The sequence below is a fragment of the Pseudogemmobacter faecipullorum genome (genome assembly GCF_020539525.1).
Lineage (GTDB): Bacteria > Pseudomonadota > Alphaproteobacteria > Rhodobacterales > Rhodobacteraceae > Pseudogemmobacter > Pseudogemmobacter faecipullorum.
In genome coordinates, this window is sequence record NZ_JACDXX010000025.1 from 18229 (window position 1) to 38120 (window position 19892).

General features: G+C 62.8%; 16 protein-coding genes. 12 read left to right on the forward strand and 4 right to left on the reverse strand.

Features of this window, described 5'->3' with window-relative positions; genetic code table 11:
- Positions 1-66: 66 nt before the first annotated feature.
- The 7 genes from H0485_RS18660 to H0485_RS18690 are packed head-to-tail and all read left to right on the forward strand — an operon-like array spanning position 67 to position 8131.
- Positions 67-2085 carry a CocE/NonD family hydrolase gene (locus tag H0485_RS18660; protein ID WP_226937436.1) on the forward strand — a complete coding sequence of 673 codons (2019 nt, stop codon included), beginning with the start codon at positions 67-69 and terminating at the stop codon, positions 2083-2085.
- A gap of 36 nt (positions 2086-2121) precedes the next feature.
- Positions 2122-3072 (forward strand): ABC transporter permease, encoded by a 951-nt coding sequence (locus H0485_RS18665; protein WP_226937437.1) that lies wholly within the window; start codon positions 2122-2124, stop codon positions 3070-3072.
- Positions 3056-3961, forward strand: coding sequence for an ABC transporter permease (locus tag H0485_RS18670; protein ID WP_435531520.1), 906 nt, complete (start codon positions 3056-3058; stop codon positions 3959-3961). The genes H0485_RS18665 and H0485_RS18670 overlap by 17 nt, the downstream gene beginning before the upstream one ends.
- Positions 3958-4911 carry an ABC transporter ATP-binding protein gene (locus tag H0485_RS18675; protein WP_226937438.1) on the forward strand — a complete coding sequence of 318 codons (954 nt, stop codon included), beginning with the start codon at positions 3958-3960 and terminating at the stop codon, positions 4909-4911. Before H0485_RS18670 ends, H0485_RS18675 begins: the two co-directional genes overlap by 4 nt.
- On the forward strand, positions 4908-5879 hold the full coding sequence (locus H0485_RS18680) for an oligopeptide/dipeptide ABC transporter ATP-binding protein (RefSeq protein ID WP_226937439.1): 972 nt from the start codon (positions 4908-4910) through the stop codon (positions 5877-5879). The genes H0485_RS18675 and H0485_RS18680 overlap by 4 nt, the downstream gene beginning before the upstream one ends.
- A gap of 27 nt (positions 5880-5906) precedes the next feature.
- A complete protein-coding gene (locus H0485_RS18685) occupies positions 5907-7460 on the forward strand; it encodes an ABC transporter substrate-binding protein (protein ID WP_226937440.1) in 1554 nt (517 codons plus the stop codon).
- Positions 7461-7504: 44 nt separating this feature from the next.
- Complete coding sequence (locus H0485_RS18690; protein ID WP_226937441.1) at positions 7505-8131, forward strand: TetR family transcriptional regulator C-terminal domain-containing protein; 627 nt, start codon at positions 7505-7507, stop codon at positions 8129-8131.
- Positions 8132-8196: 65 nt separating this feature from the next.
- On the opposite strand, the gene eco is transcribed toward H0485_RS18690, so the two are convergent.
- The 3 genes from eco to H0485_RS18710 form a co-directional block, all read right to left on the reverse strand.
- Positions 8197-8715 carry a serine protease inhibitor ecotin gene (eco, locus tag H0485_RS18695; RefSeq protein ID WP_226937442.1) on the reverse strand — a complete coding sequence of 173 codons (519 nt, stop codon included), beginning with the start codon at positions 8713-8715 and terminating at the stop codon, positions 8197-8199.
- A 93-nt stretch (positions 8716-8808) separates the two neighbouring features.
- Positions 8809-10674 carry a M10 family metallopeptidase C-terminal domain-containing protein gene (locus H0485_RS21780; protein WP_290427264.1) on the reverse strand — a complete coding sequence of 622 codons (1866 nt, stop codon included), beginning with the start codon at positions 10672-10674 and terminating at the stop codon, positions 8809-8811.
- Between the two features lie 810 nt (positions 10675-11484).
- Positions 11485-12480, reverse strand: a complete 996-nt coding sequence (locus H0485_RS18710) for a LacI family DNA-binding transcriptional regulator (RefSeq protein ID WP_226937443.1) — start codon at positions 12478-12480, stop codon at positions 11485-11487.
- 156 nt (positions 12481-12636) lie between these two features.
- Between H0485_RS18710 and H0485_RS18715 the strand changes: the two genes are divergently transcribed.
- From H0485_RS18715 to H0485_RS18735, 5 genes are read left to right on the forward strand one after another with little or no spacing between them, the layout of a single operon-like run.
- The gene (locus H0485_RS18715) at positions 12637-13695 is read left to right on the forward strand and encodes a sugar phosphate isomerase/epimerase family protein (RefSeq protein ID WP_226937444.1); all 1059 of its coding nucleotides are present in this window, start codon (positions 12637-12639) and stop codon (positions 13693-13695) included.
- Positions 13696-14835 carry a Gfo/Idh/MocA family protein gene (locus H0485_RS18720; RefSeq protein ID WP_226937445.1) on the forward strand — a complete coding sequence of 380 codons (1140 nt, stop codon included), beginning with the start codon at positions 13696-13698 and terminating at the stop codon, positions 14833-14835. It begins immediately after the preceding gene.
- Positions 14832-16334, forward strand: a complete 1503-nt coding sequence (locus tag H0485_RS18725; protein WP_226937446.1) for a sugar ABC transporter ATP-binding protein — start codon at positions 14832-14834, stop codon at positions 16332-16334. Before H0485_RS18720 ends, H0485_RS18725 begins: the two co-directional genes overlap by 4 nt.
- Positions 16327-17298, forward strand: a complete 972-nt coding sequence (locus H0485_RS18730) for an ABC transporter permease (RefSeq protein ID WP_226937447.1) — start codon at positions 16327-16329, stop codon at positions 17296-17298. The genes H0485_RS18725 and H0485_RS18730 overlap by 8 nt, the downstream gene beginning before the upstream one ends.
- Before the next feature lie 47 nt (positions 17299-17345).
- Complete coding sequence (locus tag H0485_RS18735) at positions 17346-18308, forward strand: ABC transporter substrate-binding protein (RefSeq protein ID WP_226937448.1); 963 nt, start codon at positions 17346-17348, stop codon at positions 18306-18308.
- Positions 18309-18623: 315 nt separating this feature from the next.
- Here H0485_RS18735 and H0485_RS18740 read toward each other — a convergent pair whose 3' ends face one another.
- Complete coding sequence (locus H0485_RS18740; protein ID WP_226937449.1) at positions 18624-19529, reverse strand: hypothetical protein; 906 nt, start codon at positions 19527-19529, stop codon at positions 18624-18626.
- Between the last annotated feature and the right edge of the window lie 363 nt (positions 19530-19892).

Consider the following 19892-nt stretch of genomic DNA (forward strand, 5'->3'; position numbering starts at 1 on the left):
GCTGATATTTTTGTTGTCGCAGCTAAATTCTTGTTACATGCTTGCACAACAGGACGAGGCCAACGCATGAAAATACGCAGCCAGTTTCCCTATCCGGTCCGCATTGTTGAAAACCTGTTCATCACGCTTGAGGACGGGACGCGGCTCGCGGCAAAGCTCTGGCTGCCGGAAGGCGCCGGGCCGGTTCCGGTGGTGCTCGAATATCTGCCCTACCGCAAGCATGACGGCACCCGCACCCGCGACAATGCCCTGCACGCCTGGCTGGCCGGGCATGGCTATGCCTGTCTGCGCGTTGATATCCGGGGCACCGGCGAAAGCAGCGGCATTATCACCGATGAATATTCGGTACAGGAACAGCTCGATGGCTGCGCGCTGATCGCCTGGATCTGCCGCCAGGACTGGGCCGAGCCGAAAGTGACGATGATCGGCATTTCCTGGGGCGGGTTTAACGGGCTGCAGATCGCCGCGCGCCAGCCGGAAGGCCTGGTCAGCGTGATCACCGTCGGCTCGACCGATGACCGTTTTGCCACCGATATACACCGCATCGGCGGCTGCCTGTCGAAAGATGAATTCGACTGGTCCTCGACCATGTTCGCTCAGAATGACCTGCCGCCCGATCCGGCGCTGCAGGGCCCGGCCTGGCGGCAGATGTGGCAGGCGCGCGCCGAGGCAAACAGCCCCTGGATCCTGACCTGGCTGCAACATCAGCGCCGCGATGATTACTGGAAACAGGGCTCGGTCTGCGAGGATTTCAGCGCCATCCGGGTGCCGGTCTATGCCGTCTCGGGCTGGGCCGATAATTACTCGGAAAGCATCCCGCGCCTGCTGGCCGGGCTGAGCGTGCCGCGCCTCGGGCTGATCGGCCCCTGGGCGCATTCTTATCCCTATGATGTGACGGTCGGGCCCGCCATCGGCTGGCTGCAGGAGGTGTTGCGCTGGTGTGATCACTGGATGAAGGATCGCGACACCGGCATTATGAATGAGCCGATGTACCGGGTCTGGATGCAGGAGCCGGTGCCGCCCCGGACCTGCTATACCAGCCGCCCCGGCCGCTGGGTCTCGGAACCCTGCTGGCCCTCGCCCGGCATCACTGCCCTGCGGCTGAGCCTTGGCGCGGATCACCGGCTGCGCGCGAAGGCGGGCGAGGCAAAAGATCTGGCCCTGAACTCGCCGCTCTGGGTGGGGGCTGCGGCAGGCGAAATCGGGCGCTATGGCAATGATGCCGAATGGGCCACCGATCAGCGCATGGATGATGCGGGCAGCCTGGTTTTCCTGACCGATCCCCTGGCCGAAAGGAACGAACTGCTCGGCGCGCCGGTGGTGGAATTGCGTCTGCATTCGGACCAGCCGCTCGCCCTGATCGCGGCGCGGCTGAATGATGTCGCCCCCGACGGCTCCTCAACCCGGATCGGCATTGGCCTTTTGAACCTGACCCATCGCAACAGCGCTGAATGGCCCGAGGCGCTGATCCCGGGCCAGCCGGTCAGCCTGCGGGTCGAGATGGATGACATCGCCTGCGCTATTCCCGCCGGGCATCGCCTCGCTTTGTCGCTCTCGACAAATTACTGGCCCATCGCCTGGCCCTCGCCCCGGCCCGCCACCCTGCAGATCCGCAGCGGGGAAAGCTGGCTGAGCCTGCCGGTCCGCCCGCCAAGGCCCGGGGAAGAGCAGGCCCTGCGGCCCTTCGATCCGCCCGAGGCAGCCGAAAATACGCCCCATACCTGGCGCCCGGTTGAGACCGGGGTCAAACGCCGGGTCAGCCATGATCTGCTGTCCGGCGAAATGGTGGTCGATTTCCCGCGCTGGACCGGCGAGACCGAAATGCCCGATATCCGCCAGACCCACCGCGCCGAGGGGCTGGCGCGCTACCGTATCACCGATGGCGATCCGCTCTCGGCCTGCTGCGAAACCCGATATCATATCACCATCACCCGGCCCGATATGGTGGCCGAACACTTAAGCACCGGCCGCCTCAGCTGCGATGCCACGCATTTCCGCATCGAATTTGAAGTGTCGCTGAAGGAAAACGGCGAGGAGTTTTTCACCCGCCGCTGGGATGAGAGGATCGCGCGTGATCATCTGTGAAGCCGATCCCGACCCGCTGCCTCGCGGAGGTGACGCGTGCTAGCCTATGCGATGAAACGCATCGGCCTTGCGCTGGTGATCCTCTGCACGGTCATGCTGGCCATGTATGCGATGGTGTTTCTGGTGCCGGGCGATCCGGCCTCGCTGGCACTGGGGCCGCGCGCCACGCCCGAGCTGAAGGCCAGCCTGATTGCCCGGATGGGCCTTGATCAGCCGCTGCATATCCAGGTCTGGAATTTCTTTGCCAATGCCTTCAGCGGCGATCTGGGCTATGATGTCTGGTCCGGCCGCCCGGTGCTGGAGCAGATCCTTGAGGTCTTTCCCAATACGCTCTTCCTCGGCATCGTCGCCATGTCTTTCGCCATTCTGACCGGCATCCCGCTCGGCTGTCTGGCGGTGGTCTGGCGCGGCACGCTGATCGACAGCATCCTCGGGCTTTTGTCAGTCTCGATGATCGCCGTGCCCTCATTCGTGATCGCGCTTTATTCGCTGGTGATCTTCGCGGTCTGGCTGAACTGGCTGCCAGCCATCGGGGCGGGAACGCCGGGCGATATCGGCAGCCAGATCCGCGCGGTGATCCTGCCCGCTTTTGCCATCGGCATCACCTGGGTCGGCTATCTGGCACGCCTCGTGCGGGCCTCGATGCTGGAGGTGATGGGGGCGGCGCATATCCGCACCGCCCGCGCCTTTGGCCTGTCCGAAACCCGGATTGTCGCGCTCTATGCCCTGCGCCTGGCGATTATCCCGACACTGGCCATTCTTGCGGTCGGCTTTGGCTCGATCCTGTCCTCGGCGGTCTTTGTCGAAACCGTATTCTCGCGCCCCGGGATCGGCTCGCTGATCACCTCGGCCGTGGCCAAGCGCAATTATCCGGTGGTGATGGGCACGGTTTTGTTCATGACCGGCTTTTATCTTGTCATCGTCACCGCCGCCGATCTGCTGATCGCCCGGCTTGATCCGAGGGTGCGCGATGTCTTCCGTGGCTGATCCCCTTCCTGACCAACTCCTGCCCGGGCAGGAGCTGCCAGCCCCGGGCGCGCCCGGCCTCCTCCGCCGCCTGCTGGCAGAGAGGATGGGCAGGCTGGGCCTGATCCTGGTGCTGGCCTTTGTGCTGATCGCCCTCGCTGCACCCTGGATCGCCCCCTATGACCCGCTGAAGATCAATGTGAAAGCAAAGCTCGAAGGCGTCTCGCTGGCGCATTGGGCCGGAACCGATCAGCTGGGGCGCGATACGCTGTCGCGGCTGATCTGGGGCAGCCGGACCGCTCTGGCGATTGCGCTGACCGCCACCGGCCTTGCCGGGGCCATCGGGCTGGTGCTTGGCATGATCGCGGGCTATGGACCGCGCTGGTTTGACGGCCTGCTGGTCCTGATCCTCGACAGCCTCTCCTCGCTGCCGATGATCATGTTCGCCCTTGCCGTGATCACCGTGCTCGGGCCGGGCACCTTTACCCTGATGCTGGTGATCGTGGTGATTTCGGTGCCGGGCTATGCGCGGCTGATCCGCGCCCAGACGCTGAGCCTGAAGACTGCCGATTATATCGAGGCCGAGCGGGTGATGGGCGCCTCGCATACCAGGATCCTGCTGCGCCATCTGATGCCGAATGTGGTCGGACCGCTGGTAATCCTGCTGTCGATGGATGTGCCCGTCGTCATCATGCTTGAGGCCGGGCTTTCCTATCTGAACCTCGGGGTGAAACCGCCAACCCCCTCCTGGGGTAATATCCTGTATGACGGCTATACCAGCCTGCGGCAGCAGCCCCTGCTGGTCATCGCCGGGGGCATTCCGCTGATCCTGTCGACCATCGGCTTTACCTTCCTCGGCGAAGGGCTACGCGATGCGCTGGATCCGAAACTGCAGGTGAGGGTCCGGTGAGCGAAATTCTGAGCGTCGAAAACCTGTCTTTATCCTATGGCCCCTTGCAGGCGGTGCGGCAGGTTTCGCTGACCGCGCGCGCCGGAGAGGTGGTGGGGATTGTCGGCGAATCCGGCTGCGGCAAATCCTCACTGGCCTCGGCACTGATCGGCCTGCCGCCGGAAGGGGCCAGGCTCTCGGGGGCGGTGCGCATCAGCGGTGCCGATCTGCTGGCCATGCCCGAAGAGGGGCGGCGCCGGCTGCGCGGCGACCGGATCGCGATGATCTTTCAGGATCCGATGTCGGCCTTTAACCCGGTACTGACACTCGGCGCACAGCTGATCGATTTTCAGCACCGCTCCGCCCTGTCACGCCGCGCCCGGCAGGCAAAAGCCGAGGCCATGCTGGCCCGGGTCGGCCTGCCCGATCCCGGGCTGGCGATGCAGCGCTGCCTGCATGAGCTCTCGGGCGGGATGCGCCAGCGCGCCGCCATTGCCGCCGCTTTGCTGGTCAGCCCCGAACTGCTGATCGCGGATGAGCCGACCACGGCGCTGGATGTAACGATGGAGGCGCAGATCATCCATCTGCTGCGCGGGCTGCGCGATGAATATCACGGCGCGATTGTCATCATCACCCATCATCTCGGCGTGGTGGGAGAGCTCTGCGACCGGGTCTATGTGCTTTACGCCGGTGAAGTGGTGGAAGAAGGTACGGCGGATGAGATCTATCACAATCCGCGCCACCCCTATACCGAAGCGCTGATTGCCTGCGATCCGGCGCATCTGGCACCCGGCTCGGTCATCCGGCTGCCGGTGATCGCCGGACGCCTGCCCGATATGACCCGCCCGCCAGAGGGCTGCGCTTTCGCGCCGCGCTGTGCGCGGGCCGAAAGCCGCTGCCATCTGCAGCCGCCGCCGCGCGTGCAGGTCAGCGACAGCCAGGCCGCGCTCTGCCACCGGGTGGCGCCGTGACCGCGCTGATCGAAACCCATGATCTCGGCATTGATCTCGCCCTGCCTGGCGGGCTGATTTCGGCGCTGCTTCCCGGGCCCGCGCCAAAGCTGAACATCCTGCGCGGCGTTTCGCTGTCGATTGCGGCGGGAGAAAGCTTTGGCCTTGTCGGCGAATCCGGCTCGGGCAAGACCACCCTCGCCCGGGCGCTGCTCGGGCTGATCGCGCCCAGCGCCGGGCGGCTCGAGTTTCGCGGCCAGCCCCTTGACTCTGCGGCGGCCCGCGCCCGGCTCAGGCGCGATGCGGCAATGATGTTTCAGGATCCCATCGGCTCGCTCTCGCCGCGGATGCGGATCCGCGATCTGGTGGCCGAGCCGATGCAGATCCATGGCATGACGCGCAGTGCGGCCCGCGCCCGCGCCGCTGCCCTGCTCGACCGGGTGGGCCTGCCCGCCGCTATTGCCGCGCGCTATCCGCATGAGCTTTCAGGGGGCCAGGCCCGCCGGGTCTGCACCGCCCGCGCCCTGGCGCTCAGCCCGGCGCTGGTGGTGGCGGATGAGCCGACGGCGGGGCTGGATGTCTCGATCCAGGGCGAGATCCTGAACCTGATGGCCGATCTGCGCGAGGCCGAGGCGATCAGCTTTCTGGTGATCAGCCATAACCTCGCCGTGATCCGCCATACCGCCAGCCGCATCGCGGTGCTCTATCTCGGCACTCTGGTCGAGACCGGCCCGACCGCTGAGATTTTCACCCGCCCGCTCCATCCCTATACCGCCAGCCTGATCGCCTCGGAACCCGATCCCGATCCGCGCCGCCGCCGCGCTGATCTGGCGATCAGAGGCGAGATCCCGGGCCTGTTGCGCCGCCCGAAAGGCTGCGCTTTTCATACCCGCTGCCCGCTGGCCGAGGCCCGCTGCCGCAGCGAGGCCCCAGCCCTGCGCCCGATCTCTCCCGGCCGGTCGGTGCGCTGCCATTTTGCCGGGCCATAACATGATGACCGACAGAGGAGACCTGCCATGACCTGGAGTACCGATCGCCGCAGCCTCATGAAGGCCGGTGGCGCCTTCCTTGCCAGCCTCACCACCGGCCTGCCGCAACTCGCCTGGTCGGCCGAAGGAAAAACCCTGCGTCTGCGGGTGGCTGACGATTTTCAGGTCGTCGATCCCTACGGCATGATCGGCGAGCTGGATCAGATCCTGCAGGCCTGCTGCACCGTTACCCTGGTCCAGCTGCCCGATATGCGCCAGGAGCAGAAGGTCACCCCCTATGCCGCCAGCCACTATGAATGGACCAGCCCCACCACCCTGGCCTTCAGCCTGCATGAGGGGCTGAAATGGACCGGCGATTTCGGCCCGGTCACGGCTGAGGATGTGAAATATTCCTTCGAACGGCTGCGCGGCTCAGACTCGGCCTGGGCCTATCAGTTTGAGAAACTCGACCGGGTCGAGGTGACAGGTGAGAGGACCGGCATCCTGCATCTGACCGAAGCTTTCCTGCCGTTCGAGCTGATCGCTCTGCCCTATTATGGCGGCAATATCGTCTGCAAGGCCGCGACCGAGGCGGCAGGCGGCAGCTTCACCACCGCTTTCCCGGCAGAATGCGGCCCCTATCTGTTTGACAGCTGGGAACAGAATGCGAAAATCACGCTGAAGCGCAATCCGGACTGGCCGCTCAGCGCCCCCCCTTTCGATGTCATCGAATTCTATATCGTCACCGATGATCAGGCGGCGCTGCTGGCCTATGAGGCCGGGTCTTTTGATTTCACCCGGGTCGCGATCAGCGAAAGCGAGGCCCTGAAAGCAAAGCCACCGGCGGATTCGGTGCTGCTGGAGGCGGCCTCGACCCGTTACGCCTGGCTGACCATCAATATGAACGCCCCGACGCTGCAGGATGTGCGGGTGCGCCGCGCCATTCAGCTGGCCTATGATGGCGAGGCGGTGCTGGAGGGGGTCTATAACGGCCTCGTGCCGCGCGCGACCGGGGTGGTGCCCGCCGCCAGCGGCTATGCCCGCGAGGCCAATCTCTATGGCGGCCGCGATGTCGAACAGGCAAAGGCGCTGCTGGCCGAGGCCGGGGCCGAGGGCATCGTGCTGCAGCTCTACTGCACCACCGATTCCAGCTCGCTGACCACCGCCCAGATCATCCAGGCCAGCCTTGCCGAGGCCGGGATCATGGTCGAGCTGCAGCCCACCGAAAGCGCCGCCTACTGGGCGCTTGGCGATTCCGCCAGCGGCGAGCAGTATAAGAGCATCGAACTGGTGCTGATGAATTTCGCCGGCGGCCTCGACCCCAGCGAGAACCTGGTCTGGTTCCGCCCCGATCAGATCGGCATTTACAACTGGTCCTTCTTTGACAATGCGGAATTTGAGGCGCTTTTCGTCAAATCCATGACCGAGACCGATCCCGCCGCCCGCAAAACCATGTTCAACCGGATGGAAGATCTTATGGAAGAATCCGGCGGTTTCATATTTATCTGCTTTGAACCCTATCTGGCGGTGCATCACAGCCGCCTCGAGCCGGTCATCCTTGCCGATGGCCATCCCGATCCCACCCGATTCAGCCTGCGCTGAGAATAAGGAGGGGGGCGGCGCGACCGCCGCGCCCCGCACCGCATATGATGACCGAGACCCCGCCCGAGCGTTCTGCCGCTGCCCCGCGTTTTCGCCGCTATTCCGGCGAGACCCGCGCCGCAATGCTGGTCGAGGCCGGTCTGATCTGCCTCGCACGCGGCGGCATTACCGCTTTTACCGTCGATAATATCTGCCGCGAGGCCGGGGCCTCACGTGGGCTGATCACCCATCATTTCGGCTCGAAAGACCGGCTGCTCGCGGCCTGCTATGCCGCCATGTATGACCGGATGAGCGCCAGTTTCAGCGCCGCCGAACAGGAGACACCGGGGCTGGCCGGGCTGATCGAGGCCAATTTCGCCCCCGAAGTGTTCAATGCCGAAAGCCTGCGGGTCTGGCTGGCGCTCTGGGGCGAGATTGCCACCAGTGAGGCTTTGCGCAGCGAGCACCGGGCCCGCTATCAGGATTATCTGTTTCGTATGTCGCGCGCGATCTCGGATGCGGCCGATGCGCGGAGCACCCGGGTCAATGCCCATGAGCTGGCGGTGCTGTTCATCGCCCTGTCCGACGGGCTCTGGCTTGAACATGGCATCGATCCCACGATGCTGTCGCGCGAGGCGGCACGGGCCGCCTGTTTTGCTTTCTTTGAGAAAAGCCTCGGCCCGCTGCGCTGAGCCAGCCGCCTGAAACGCAGAAGGCCGGGCAAGATGCCCGGCCTTCTGGTTTATCCCTGCAGGGATTACTGCGCTGCCGGTGCGGCCTGATGCAGCTCGCCATCGGTTGCCCAGATGCGATAGCCCACGGTCAGCCCCTCGGGCGCATAGATGACCAGCGGCATCCGGCTGTTATAGCGCTTGAAAGCGTCATTGCCGAAATTGAAGGTCACCAGCTTTTCGGTTCTGGTGTCATCGGGGCAGCCCATCATGGTGGAGGCCGGCTCGGAAATATCCTCGACCTCGAAATAGGTGTAGCCCCAGCCTTTCAGATCTTCGGTTTCCAGCTCGGCACCGATCATCACCTGGTTGCAATCGACCTCCATGGTACGGCCCACCACGATCTCAGCGATCAGATTGCCCTCATTTTCAGCCGCCGGAAGGGTCAGGACATGCTGGACCATGCCTTTCTTTGCCGCCGGGAAGATGCTGGTATCCACGGTTGACGCTCCGGTTTCAGTTGCGTTTGCTGCAGCGGTCTGCGCCTGGGCGGCACCAGCGGCGAGCATCAGGGCCAGAACACTGGCAAGGGCTTTATGGGTCATTTTCGAACCTTATAATATTTCAGTCACTCTGGCGGCAGTGTAGCGCCAAAGCTACAGGTGAAAACGGCATACCTGCCCTCCTGTTCCCCGGTCTCACGCGCTTGTGTTGCCGGACGGGCTCAGGCTCAGGCTCAGGCTCAGGCTCAGGCTCAGGCTCAGGCTCAGGCTCAGGCTCAGGCTCAGGCTCAGGCTCAGGCTCAGGCTCAGGCTCAGATCATCCGCAAGAGCGGCAAGATCGGTAATGCCGCGCAGCTCAACCGAATGACCCGCGGCGAGATCAAGACGGATGCCGCCATCGACCCGCACTGCCGAAGACAGGATCTCCGCAAGGCTGTGGGCTGCCCCGCCCCAGATCGCGGTATCGATCAGCAACGTATCAACATTATCGGTGAAGTCGGTGATCACATCGCGGCCGCCACTGAACACGAAGAAATCAGCGTGATCGCCGCCGGTCAGCTTGTCATTGCCCGCCCCGCCATAAAGGTGATCCTTGCCAGACCCGCCCTGCAGCACATCATTGCCTGCGCCGCCGGTCAGGATGTTATTCACCGCATTGCCGGCCAGCAGGTCATTGCCCGCGCCGCCGGCGGCATTCTCGATCGCCGTTCCCCGGGCGATCACCAGATTGCCGCTCAGGCCGCCGACATCCGAGCGGGCCAGCTCATTCAGATCGATCCGCTGGTTCTGCGAAAAGGCCGAGAAATCGAGCGTATCATTGCCAGCAGTATCATAGACCATGAAGGAGAAGTTATTGCGCACATAAATGCTGCGGTCGGCGGGCTCGATCCGGGCCCACATATCGAGAATGTGCTGGAAGGTCTCGTCCTGCAGATTGCCGCCCGGGCCCCAGACCGTGTCAGCCGTCTCACTGCCCTGGCTGCCCGCGCCATAGAGGGTCTGAATCGCGATCAGATCGGCGGGCATCAGCGACATCAGCCAGCCATGGCTGCCGGCATCATTGGGATTTTCGCTCTGATCAAAGTAAGACATGACCGACGAGGACCAGCTGTCATTGGCATAGGCATTGCTCACACCCCATTGCGCGTCGAAATTATAGGGGCCGGCATGGCCAAGACCCAGCGCATGGCCGATCTCATGCACATAGGTCTGCAGCATATTGCCGTTCAGATGCAGATTGGCCCAGGTGTCAGCAACGTTAATATAGGCATTATTGACCACTTCGCCGCTGCGCTCGGTCCAGGTGCGGGCGCCGGTATCGAGCTCGCTGAAGGTGATATCCGCCGCGGCCTGGACCGAGAGCGTGTAGCCGCCCGCCGAGTCATTGCCATAATCCGAAGCGACCAGATAATAGCTGCCCGAAGTCGTGGCGGTGAAGCTGATGAATTCGGCACCGGTGGTGGCGCTGCTGGCGTTGCGATAAGCCAGCTGGCTGCCATCAGCGCCCATGACCTGCAGCACCGAATTGATGGCCGAGCCTTCGGCGCCGTTCATCGAAATCAGATAGGTTTTGCCAGCGACGAAGCTGACCCTGAAATAATCCACATCGCCTGCTGCCGAGAGGGTGGCGCTGATCTCGGAATTCGCGCCTACCGCCATGGCAGTGCGGATATTGGCCCCGGCATCGCTGGTCTCGGTGACGGCGGCGCCTGCCGATCCGGCGGCGCGGAAGGTGATGCCGGTGGCAGCGCCCCAGATGTCGAAAGCGCGCTCGGCGATCATGCGGGTGACATCCGAGAGGCGCGAGGCATCATAGGTCAGGGTACGGCTGGCATCGAGAATGAAGGCGCGGCTGGCTTCACCGCGGTAATCCCAGTAGCCCTCGGTCAGGTAGCGGGCGATCTGGTCCCAGCTGTATGTGACAAGGCCTGATGCCGCCGAAGCAGGTACAGTAGCGGTGGAGCTGCCTGCCGAATGATAGTCAGCCCCATCGCCTGCAGTGTGATCATCATAGGCTGAGAGAAGATCAGAATCCGAACGGGACGAGCACATAACGCACATGGCCTGACTCCGACACACTGGTTAAAAATCAACAACTTACAGACATATACCGCCAATCATCAGACATGAGCACAGACAGAGCTCCCAAAGGGGGAAGCATCGCTTAACTCACTCAGAAAGGCTGAACAGATCCTCAGGAGGCCAGCCAGCGGCCAGCCCCGGTCCGGAACCGGCTCTGCCTGTCACAGAGCCAGAGAGCCGGTGTCTTATAAGGTCTTAACCACGGGCACATCCCGCATCGGAAACTCGTTAAACACTGTCGTCACACTCAACCGCTTCACCTGAAGCACATTCAAAATATGGCTTGAAAAGCCGGTTCAATCAACGGGCGAGCGGGGGCACGAATTTCGCAATATTCATTGCGGGATAATTTCAATCTGCGCGAATACGAACAATCAAAAATTACATATGAAGAGCAATATAATTAATTATCATTCAATATCATAACATTGAAATAAAGAGGCTCCCCTCTGTTTCAGGGATAGAAATTATAGAAAAAAGGGGGGTTTTCAAAAATGCACACAAGCCATAGCGTGCCGATGCTGAAATTTTCCACACATTCTGCAAAAAATTATGATTTTTCTTTCTTCATTGCATTTTTTTCACAGTCCGAAATCCTGATCTCCCCAATTCAGGTATCCCCGGAACCAGGGAGGTTTTGGAGGAAATCCGCCATATCATTGCGAATCGGATCTCAACCTGAGCGGGTAAAAACCGGCTGATACGGTGGGCCCGGCCCGACAAATCGCCCACTGAAGGCTGCAGATCCGGTAAAACCAGCAAAGATCTCGTGATCGAAGCAGAAACAGCTCAGGCCCGGGGCGGAACCGCTGTGCTGGCGCGCAGAACCAGCTCAACCGGCAGCAGTTCATCCTCACAGGCCGCCTCCCCGCCCTCAAGGCTGCGCAGCAATCGCCGCGCCGCGAGGCGGCCAATCTCGGCGCGCGGCTGGCGGATCGTGGTCAGAGGCGGCGAGATATGCGCGATCAGCTCAATATCGTCGAAACCAATCACCGAGACATCGCCCGGCACTGCGATGCCCTGGCGCTGCACCTCGCCCATGAAACCGCAGGCCATTTCATCTGAGGCCAGAAAGACCCCGGTCGGGCGCAGGCCCGGGTCCTGCCGCAGCCAGATCAAAGCCGCCTCGCGTCCCGAGGCAAGACTGAAATCGCCCGGATACAGGCTGGCGGCATCGAGGCAGAGCCCCTGCTCCTCCAGCGCCTCGCGCGTGCCCGCAAGCCGGGCCTCGGCCAGAACATTGCCCCGCGGCCCGCGGACATGGCCGATCCGGCGATGCCCCAGCGCCATGAGATGCGCGATCGCCTGTCGCGCCGCCGCCCGGTTGTCGATCTTCACCCGTGGTGCCTGCAGCGCCGGCACCCATTCGCAGGCCATCACCACCGGCACCCGGCGCAAAGCCTCGGCCGGCAGCCCGCCATCGAGCACGATCAGCCCATCAGCCCGCGAAGGCTCGGCATATTCCAGCAAAGTATCGGGATCGGTGATCCTTGTATCGGCCACCAGCAGATTATAGCCCGCCGGACCCAGCACCTCGGCAATGCCGGACAGGATCTGCGCAAAGAACGGATTGGCCAGATTGGGCACCAGCGCCAGCACGCCGCCGGTGCGGTTCTGCCGCAGATTGCGCGCAGCGAGATTCAGCCGGTAGCCGGTCTTCTCCACCGCCTGCAGCACCAGGGCCCGGGTCTCTTCCGAGACCAGCTCCGGCTGCGACAAAGCCCGGCTGACCGTTGCTGTCGAGACCCCGGCCACCCGGGCCACATCACTGATCCTGGGCCGCATATGCCCCTCCCCTCTGTGCGGGAGATGCAGGTTTCCCCTGAAGCAGCCCGCCTGTGCTGCCCCAGTACAAAAACATCTTGCAATCGATTACAAGCTGATACAGGCTGAATGAAATCGTTTACATAAGACGAGACGCATTTTCCTGGGGAGGAGCGAATGCGCAGCATCAAAGGCCCGGGCCTGTTTCTGGCGCAGTTCATCGGCGACAGCGCCCCTTTCGATAGCCTGGCGGCGATTGCGGGCTGGGCTGCCGGCTGCGGCTATGCCGGTGTGCAGCTGCCGACGCTCGATCCGCGCTTCATCGACCTCGGGAAAGCAGCCGGCTCAAAGGATTACTGTGACACGCTGAAGGGGCAGCTGGCCGAACAGGGCGTCACGCTGACCGAGCTTTCCACCCATCTGCAGGGCCAGCTGGTGGCGGTGCATCCGGCCTATGACAGCCTGTTTGACGCCTTTGCCCCCTCTGCACTGCAGGGCCGCCCCGCCGCCCGGGCGGAATGGGCCGCGGCCCAGGTGAAACTGGCGCTCAGCGCCTCGCGGAATTTCGGGCTGACAGCGATGGCGAGTTTTTCCGGCGCGCTGGCCTGGCCCTATCTCTACCCCTGGCCGCAGCGCCCGGCGGGACTTGTCGAAGAGGCCTTTGATGAGCTGGCCCGGCGCTGGCTGCCGCTGCTTAACCATGCCGAAGACTGCGGCGTCGATATCTGCTTTGAGATCCATCCTGGCGAGGATCTGCATGACGGCATTTCCTATGAGATGTTTCTGGAGCGGGTTCAGGGCCATGAACGGGCCTGTATGCTCTATGACCCCTCGCATTTTGTGCTGCAGCATCTCGACTATCTGGCCCATCTCGACATTTACCATGAGCGGATCCGCATGTTCCACGTCAAGGATGCCGAGCTGAACCCGACCGGGCGGCAGGGCGTCTATGGCGGCTATCAGCCCTGGATCAACCGTGCCGGGCGGTTCCGCAGCCCCGGCGATGGCCAGGTCGATTTTGGCGCGATTTTCGCCAAACTGGCGCAATATGATTTCCCGGGCTGGGCGGTGGTCGAATGGGAATGCTGTCTGAAACACCCCGAAGACGGCGCGCGGGAAGGCGCGGCTTTCGTGCGCGATCATGTCATCCGGGTGACGGAACGCGCCTTTGACGATTTCGCCGGGGCGGCAACCGACCGTGCCGCCAACCGTCTTATGCTGGGGCTGGAGGGCTGAATGCGACCAATCCGACTGGGCATGATCGGCGGCGGCCAGGGCGGCAATATCGGCGCGGTGCACCGGATGGCGGCGCGGCTCGACGGGCAGTTTCAGCTGGTGGCGGGGGCTCTTTCCTCGGATCCGGAGCGCGCCCGCGCCTCAGGCGCGGCGCTGGGTCTCGATCCCGCCCGCAGCTACGGCAGTTTTAGCGATATGGCCAGGGCCGAGGCGGCCCGGCCGGACGGGGTTGAGGCAGTGGCGATTGTCACGCCCAATCATCTGCATGCCGCCCCTGCCATCACCTTCCTTGAACATGGCGTGCATGTGATCTGCGACAAGCCGCTGACCGCGACAATGGCAGAGGCCGAGGCGCTGGCCAGAGCGGCAGAGGCCTCGCCCGCTCTGTTCATCCTGACCCATAATTACACCGGCTATCCGATGATACGCCAGGCCCGGGCCATGGTGGCATCCGGGGCGCTTGGCGCGATCCGTCTGGTCCAGGCCGAATATATCCAGGACTGGCTCAGCGATGCGGTTGAGGCAAAGGGATCGAAACAGGCCGAATGGCGCACCGATCCGGCCCGCGCCGGCCTCGGCGGCGCGCTTGGCGATATCGGCACCCATGCCTGGAACCTCGCCGCTTTCGTCAGCGGGATGGAGCCCGAAGCCCTGGCCGCCGATCTGACCAGCTTCGTGCCCGGGCGCAGCCTCGATGACAATGCCCATGTGATGCTGCGCTATGCCTCGGGTGCCAGAGGCGCGCTCTGGTGCAGCCAGGTGGCGAGTGGCCAGGAAAATGCCCTGTCGCTGCGGATCTTTGGCGATAAAGCCGGGATCGAATGGCACCAGGAAGAGCCGAACTGCCTGTGGTTCAGCCCGATCGGCGCGCCGCGCCAGCGCCTGACCCGCGGCGGGCCTGGCGCCTCGCCCGAGGCGGCAAGGGTCAGCCGGGTGCCGGGCGGCCATCCCGAGGGCTATATCGAGGCTTTCGCCACGCTCTATGCCGAGGCCGCAGAGGCCATTCGCGCCCGCCAGACAGGTGAGGCTGTGCCCGAGGGCGTGCTTTACCCCGACCTGCGCGACGGGCTTTCCGGCATGCGTTTTATCGCCGCCGCCGTCGCCTCGGCCCGCCAGAACAGCGCCTGGGTGTCGCTGTGACGGCCCGGCTCGAGCTTTGCGGCGTCTCGAAAAGCTTCGGCCCGATTGAGGTGCTGCATCAGGTCGATTTCGCCCTCTACCCGGGCGAGGTCCATGCCCTGATCGGCGAGAATGGTGCGGGTAAATCAACGATGATGAAACTGCTCGGCGGCTATCTCGCCCCGAGTGCAGGCTCGGTCCGGCTCGACGGGCACGAGGTCAGCTTCGCCTCTGGCCCGGCAGCCGAGGCCGAAGGCGTGATCGTCATCCATCAGGAATTTAACCTCGCCCAGGATCTGACGGTCGCAGATAATATCTTCCTCGGCCGCGAGAAGGGGCGCTTCCTGCTCGACCACCGGGCGCAGCGCCGCGCCACCCAGGAGCTGCTCGACCAGCTGGGCAGCCCTATCCGCCCTGAAGCCCGGATCCGCGATCTGCCGGTGTCTGACCGCCAGATGGTCGAGATCGCCAAGGCCCTGTCGCGCAATGCGCGCGTCCTGATCATGGACGAGCCCTCAGCCGTGCTGACCACGCGCGAGGTCGATGTGCTTTTCGCCCAGATCGAGCGGCTGCGCGCCGCCGGTGTAGCGCTGCTCTATACCTCGCACCGGCTGGAAGAGGTCAGCCATCTGGCCGACCGCATCACCGTTTTGCGCGACGGGGCCGTGGTGCGCCAGACCCTGCGCGGCGCGCTCAGCGAAGACGGCATGGCCACCGCCATGGTCGGGCGCGAATTGTCAGATATCTACCCTGCCCGGCGCCACCGCTCCGGCGATGTGGTGCTGGAGGTTCGCAATTTCAGCGTGGCGCCCTTGGTGCGCGATATATCCTTCAGCCTGCACCGCGGCGAGGTTCTGGGGATCTCGGGCCTGGTGGGCTCGGGCCGGACCGAACTGGCCGAGGGGCTGGTCGGGCTGCGCCCACATTCGGGGGAAATTCTGCGCGAGGGCCTGCCCTGCCCCATTCCATCGCTGCAGGCAGCCGAGGCGGCGGGCATGGCCTATCTGACCGAAGACCGCAAAGAGCGCGGGCTGCTGCTGGAAAAGACCCTGCGCGAGAATCTGACGCTCTCCACCCTTGCCGCCTTTGGCAGCCCGCTGATCAGCCGGGACCGGGAAGAAGCGGCACTGACAAAGGCGATTGGCGATTTCGACATTCGCGCCAAGGCGCGCGGGATGAAGGTCGGCAATCTCTCGGGCGGCAATCAGCAAAAGCTGCTGCTGGCCAAGACCATGCTGCCCGATCCCGAAATCATCGTGATCGATGAGCCGACCCGCGGCATTGATATCGGCACCAAATCGCAGATTTACCATTTCATCGACAGCCTGGCCCGGGCTGGCAAAAGCGTGATCGTGATCTCTTCCGATATGCCCGAGATTCTCGGCCTGTCCGACCGGGTGCTGGTGCTGCGCCAGGGCCGCCTCGCCGGAGAGCTGGCGGGCGATGACATTAGCGAAACCGCGCTGGTGCGCCTGATCATGGGCACCAGTCAGGACGAAAGGTCCGCCGAGCATGCCTAAACTTTCCCTCTCGGCTCTGGGGCCGGTGCTGGCTTTGATCCTGCTGGTGATCTTTGGGGCCTTCCTGAATTCAAACTTCCTCTCGGCGGGCAATGTCACCAATGTTCTGGCGCGCTCGGCCTTTATCGGCATGATCGCGGTCGGCATGACCTTTGTCATCACCAGCGGCGGGCTTGACCTCTCAGTCGGCTCGATGGCGGCTTTCGTGGCCGGGATGATGATCATGTCGATGAATGCGCTGATCCCCTCGCTTGGGATCGGCGTGCCGCTGGTCCTCGCGGGTATGGCGGTGGCTTTGCTGGTCGGCGGCCTCGCCGGGCTGACCAATGGTCTGCTGGTCACCTCAGCCAGGATTGAGCCCTTCATCGTCACCCTCGGCACTATGGGCATTCTGCGCAGCCTGGTGACCTGGCTGGCCGATGGCGGCACGGTTTCGCTCGATTTCGCGGCGCGTGAGTTTTACCGCCCGGTCTATTACTCGGGCCTCTTCGGCATTGCCTGGCCGATCCTGGTCTTTGCCGTAGTAGCGGTGCTGGGCGAGGTGGCGATGCGCCACACCCGCTTTGGCCGCTATTGCGAGGCGATCGGCTCAAACGACAAAGTGGCGCGCTATTCCGCCGTGCGGGTCGAGCGGGTGCTGCTCGGCACCTATGTGCTGCTTGGCCTGCTCGTCGGCCTTGCCACCATCCTTTACGTGCCGCGCCTCGGCTCGGCCTCGGGCTCGACCGGACTGATGTGGGAGCTCGAGGCGATTGCCGCGGTGATCATCGGCGGCACTGCGCTCAAGGGCGGCTATGGACGGGTCTGGGGCACGGTGGTGGGCGTGCTGATCCTGTCGCTGATCGAGAATATTCTGAACCTGGCCGATCTGGTCAGCCCCTATCTGAACGGGGCGATCCAGGGTGTCATCATCGTGCTTGCCGTTGTGCTGCAACGGGGGAAATCAACCGCCGAAGGGCGGTGATCAACAGGCTGCCCGCCGGGCTGCTTTCATCGGGAGGAGGAAGACTTATGGAACGTCGTCAGTTTTTCAAAGCATCGGCAGCCGTGGCTGCGGGCGTCGCGGTCGGCACGGGCCGGGCCCTGGCCCAGGAGACAAATTACACCATCGGGGTTGCCATTCCCTCGGCCACCCATGGTTTCATGGGCGGGCTGAACTGGCATGCCCAGGAGGCGATCAAGCGGGTTGAGGCCACCTATCCCAATCTGAAATTCGTCCTCTCCACCTCGGGTGAATCCGGCAAACAGGTCAGCGATATCGAGGATATGCTCGCCACCCGCAATATCGACGGCCTCGTCGTATTGCCCTTTGAATCCGAGCCGCTGACCGGGCCGGTCAAAGCGGTGAAAGATGCCGGAAAATGGGTCACCGTGGTCGATCGCGGCCTGTCGCAGCCCGATATCGAGGATCTGTTCGTCGCCGGTGACAATACCGCCTTTGGCCGGGTGGCGGGCGAATATTTCAAAGCCAACCTGCCCTCGGGCGCGAAAGTCGTGGTGCTGCGCGGCATTCCGACCACGCTCGACAATGAGCGCGTCGCCGCCTTTGAGGCCGCGATTGAAGGCTCGGGCATTGAGGTGCTGGACAAGCAGCACGGCAACTGGAACCGCGATGACGCTTTCACCGTGATGCAGGATTATCTGTCGAAATATCCGCAGATCGATGCGGTCTGGGCGGCAGATGATGATATGGCGGTGGGCGTGGCCGAGGCAATTGCCCAGGCCGGCCGCAGCGATCAGATGTGGATCATCGGCGGCGCCGGGATGAAAGAAATCGTCAAAAAGATCATGGATGGCGATAAGCAGTTCCCGGTCAATGTCACCTATCCGCCGGCGCTGATCGCCTCGGCGATTGAGCTGACGGCTTTGCGCTTTGTCTCCCCGACCCCGGTCTATGGTCGTTTCATCATCGGCTCGACCCTGATCACCCCGGAAAATGCCGAGCGTTTCTACTTCCCCGACAGCCCGTTCTGAGCCTGTCCTGCGGTAAGGAAAGCCGCCCCCGTTGTGGGGCGGCTTTTTACTTCCGCCCGGCAGTTTCACCGGGTCAACACCAGGTGATGCCGTCCCGGGGCAAGAGACGCTATCTGCTACAGACAAATCCCGGTCTTCAGATGCAAACAACGCCACAAGGCGATCTCGTGACGCGAACGGCAGTTTTATCTGGTTTTTATCGGGGGTGTTGATTCGCAGGCGACTTTACCGCTTCCTGCTTGGAAGCGGGCGTTCTTACCGCATACATCACCAAGCGTTTTTACCTAGTTCGTCACGCAATCTTACCGCCTTAGACTATCTGGGTTGAACGATGATCATCTGTGCCTCGAACACATGTGCGGCGATGTCAGCGGCCTGGCGCAGCATGGCAGCCTCTCTGACGAGCGGCTTGGGCTCGCGAGACGCAGGAGGATCCGGCTCCGGCGAGGACAACGTTACGCGTTCTTCACCGCCGGTGGCCAAAAGTTCGGAAGTTTCAATCTTTGTCTCGAGCGCTCGGTCAGGATCGCGTAGATCTGCTGGAGCCTTCGAACTGCGGCGCAGCTCTGCCTTTTCCCTCCCGCGTCGTTCTGTCGCATGCAGGTCGGTCACCAACGAGGGCAAGCGTTCTCCAAGCGGCTTATCATGTTCTTTGAGGTAACTAATTAGCCGGTCTTCCAGCCCCCTACTGGTCAGCACTCCGAGTGCTCGCGGCTCTGAGCACAGCCAGGTATTCGCCCCGTCGAAAGCGACGTGGTGCTGCTCATCGTCAAGCGTACCAATGGTAGATGGCGCAACGAAGAGCGAGCGTCGCGCAACATCCGCTCGGCTCCATGCTTGATTGATTTCATGTATCTGATGAAATCGGGGGGCCGCGTAGAAAACAAGATTCGAGCCGTCATCCAGTGCCAACATCATTTCATGCTGATCAGACGTCGATGCTTCGGTGATGGGAAAGCGGTAATAGGGGACGTTCAATGCTCCACCCGTCGCTACGACAGCTCGGTATTCACGCGCAGTTCGTCTGATCATGCAATGGGATCGCTTAAACTGCAGGAACAAGGGAACGCCCGGCCTATCAAGCTTCACATCATATCCGCCCCCAGCCTTCCCTTCTTCGATCAGGCTAGGGAATACAGGTGCTGCCGATAGCGCAAGCCATCCAACAAGTTCATTCGTTAGGGCGAACCCATAAGAGAATTCAGAAATCTCAGCCTTCATTTTTCAATCTTCGTTTCAAATTTTCCTGACGTGCCCAAGTTCAGATGCAGCGTCCGGCACGATTTTTCATAAGTTACCTTAGCTTTACCCCGGCTTCGGCCAAGCTACCCTGATGGGCCATATGTCGCCTTACAGTGGCATACGCTATACGCCGTGGGCAACTGAATAGCCCCGAGTTTCTTAGACACCTTCGCGTCTCATCATCTGCTTCCGCTCGAACTCGGCAGGCGACAGCATGTCCGCCATCAGCACCCTTGGAACAGTTTGGCGTGATTGCGTAGCGGAGGCTTTGCGGCTCATCTTTATCCCAGTTGGAGTTGAAGATGATGAAGAGCCGAAGGACCGCGCCAGCGAAACCCATGA

What these genes read in the sequence shown, in the direction of transcription:
- H0485_RS18660 (WP_226937436.1), top strand. Translation starts at nt 67, where the DNA reads ATGAAAATACGCAGCCAGTTTCCCTATCCGGTCCGCATTGTTGAAAAC.
- H0485_RS18670 (WP_435531520.1), top strand. Translation starts at nt 3,056, where the DNA reads ATGTCTTCCGTGGCTGATCCCCTTCCTGACCAACTCCTGCCCGGGCAG.
- H0485_RS18685 (WP_226937440.1), top strand. Translation starts at nt 5,907, where the DNA reads ATGACCTGGAGTACCGATCGCCGCAGCCTCATGAAGGCCGGTGGCGCC.
- H0485_RS18690 (WP_226937441.1), top strand. Translation starts at nt 7,505, where the DNA reads ATGATGACCGAGACCCCGCCCGAGCGTTCTGCCGCTGCCCCGCGTTTT.
- eco (WP_226937442.1), bottom strand. Translation starts at nt 8,715, where the DNA reads ATGACCCATAAAGCCCTTGCCAGTGTTCTGGCCCTGATGCTCGCCGCT.
- H0485_RS21780 (WP_290427264.1), bottom strand. Translation starts at nt 10,674, where the DNA reads ATGTGCGTTATGTGCTCGTCCCGTTCGGATTCTGATCTTCTCTCAGCC.
- H0485_RS18710 (WP_226937443.1), bottom strand. Translation starts at nt 12,480, where the DNA reads ATGCGGCCCAGGATCAGTGATGTGGCCCGGGTGGCCGGGGTCTCGACA.
- H0485_RS18715 (WP_226937444.1), top strand. Translation starts at nt 12,637, where the DNA reads ATGCGCAGCATCAAAGGCCCGGGCCTGTTTCTGGCGCAGTTCATCGGC.
- H0485_RS18720 (WP_226937445.1), top strand. Translation starts at nt 13,696, where the DNA reads ATGCGACCAATCCGACTGGGCATGATCGGCGGCGGCCAGGGCGGCAAT.
- H0485_RS18730 (WP_226937447.1), top strand. Translation starts at nt 16,327, where the DNA reads ATGCCTAAACTTTCCCTCTCGGCTCTGGGGCCGGTGCTGGCTTTGATC.
- H0485_RS18735 (WP_226937448.1), top strand. Translation starts at nt 17,346, where the DNA reads ATGGAACGTCGTCAGTTTTTCAAAGCATCGGCAGCCGTGGCTGCGGGC.
- H0485_RS18740 (WP_226937449.1), bottom strand. Translation starts at nt 19,529, where the DNA reads ATGAAGGCTGAGATTTCTGAATTCTCTTATGGGTTCGCCCTAACGAAT.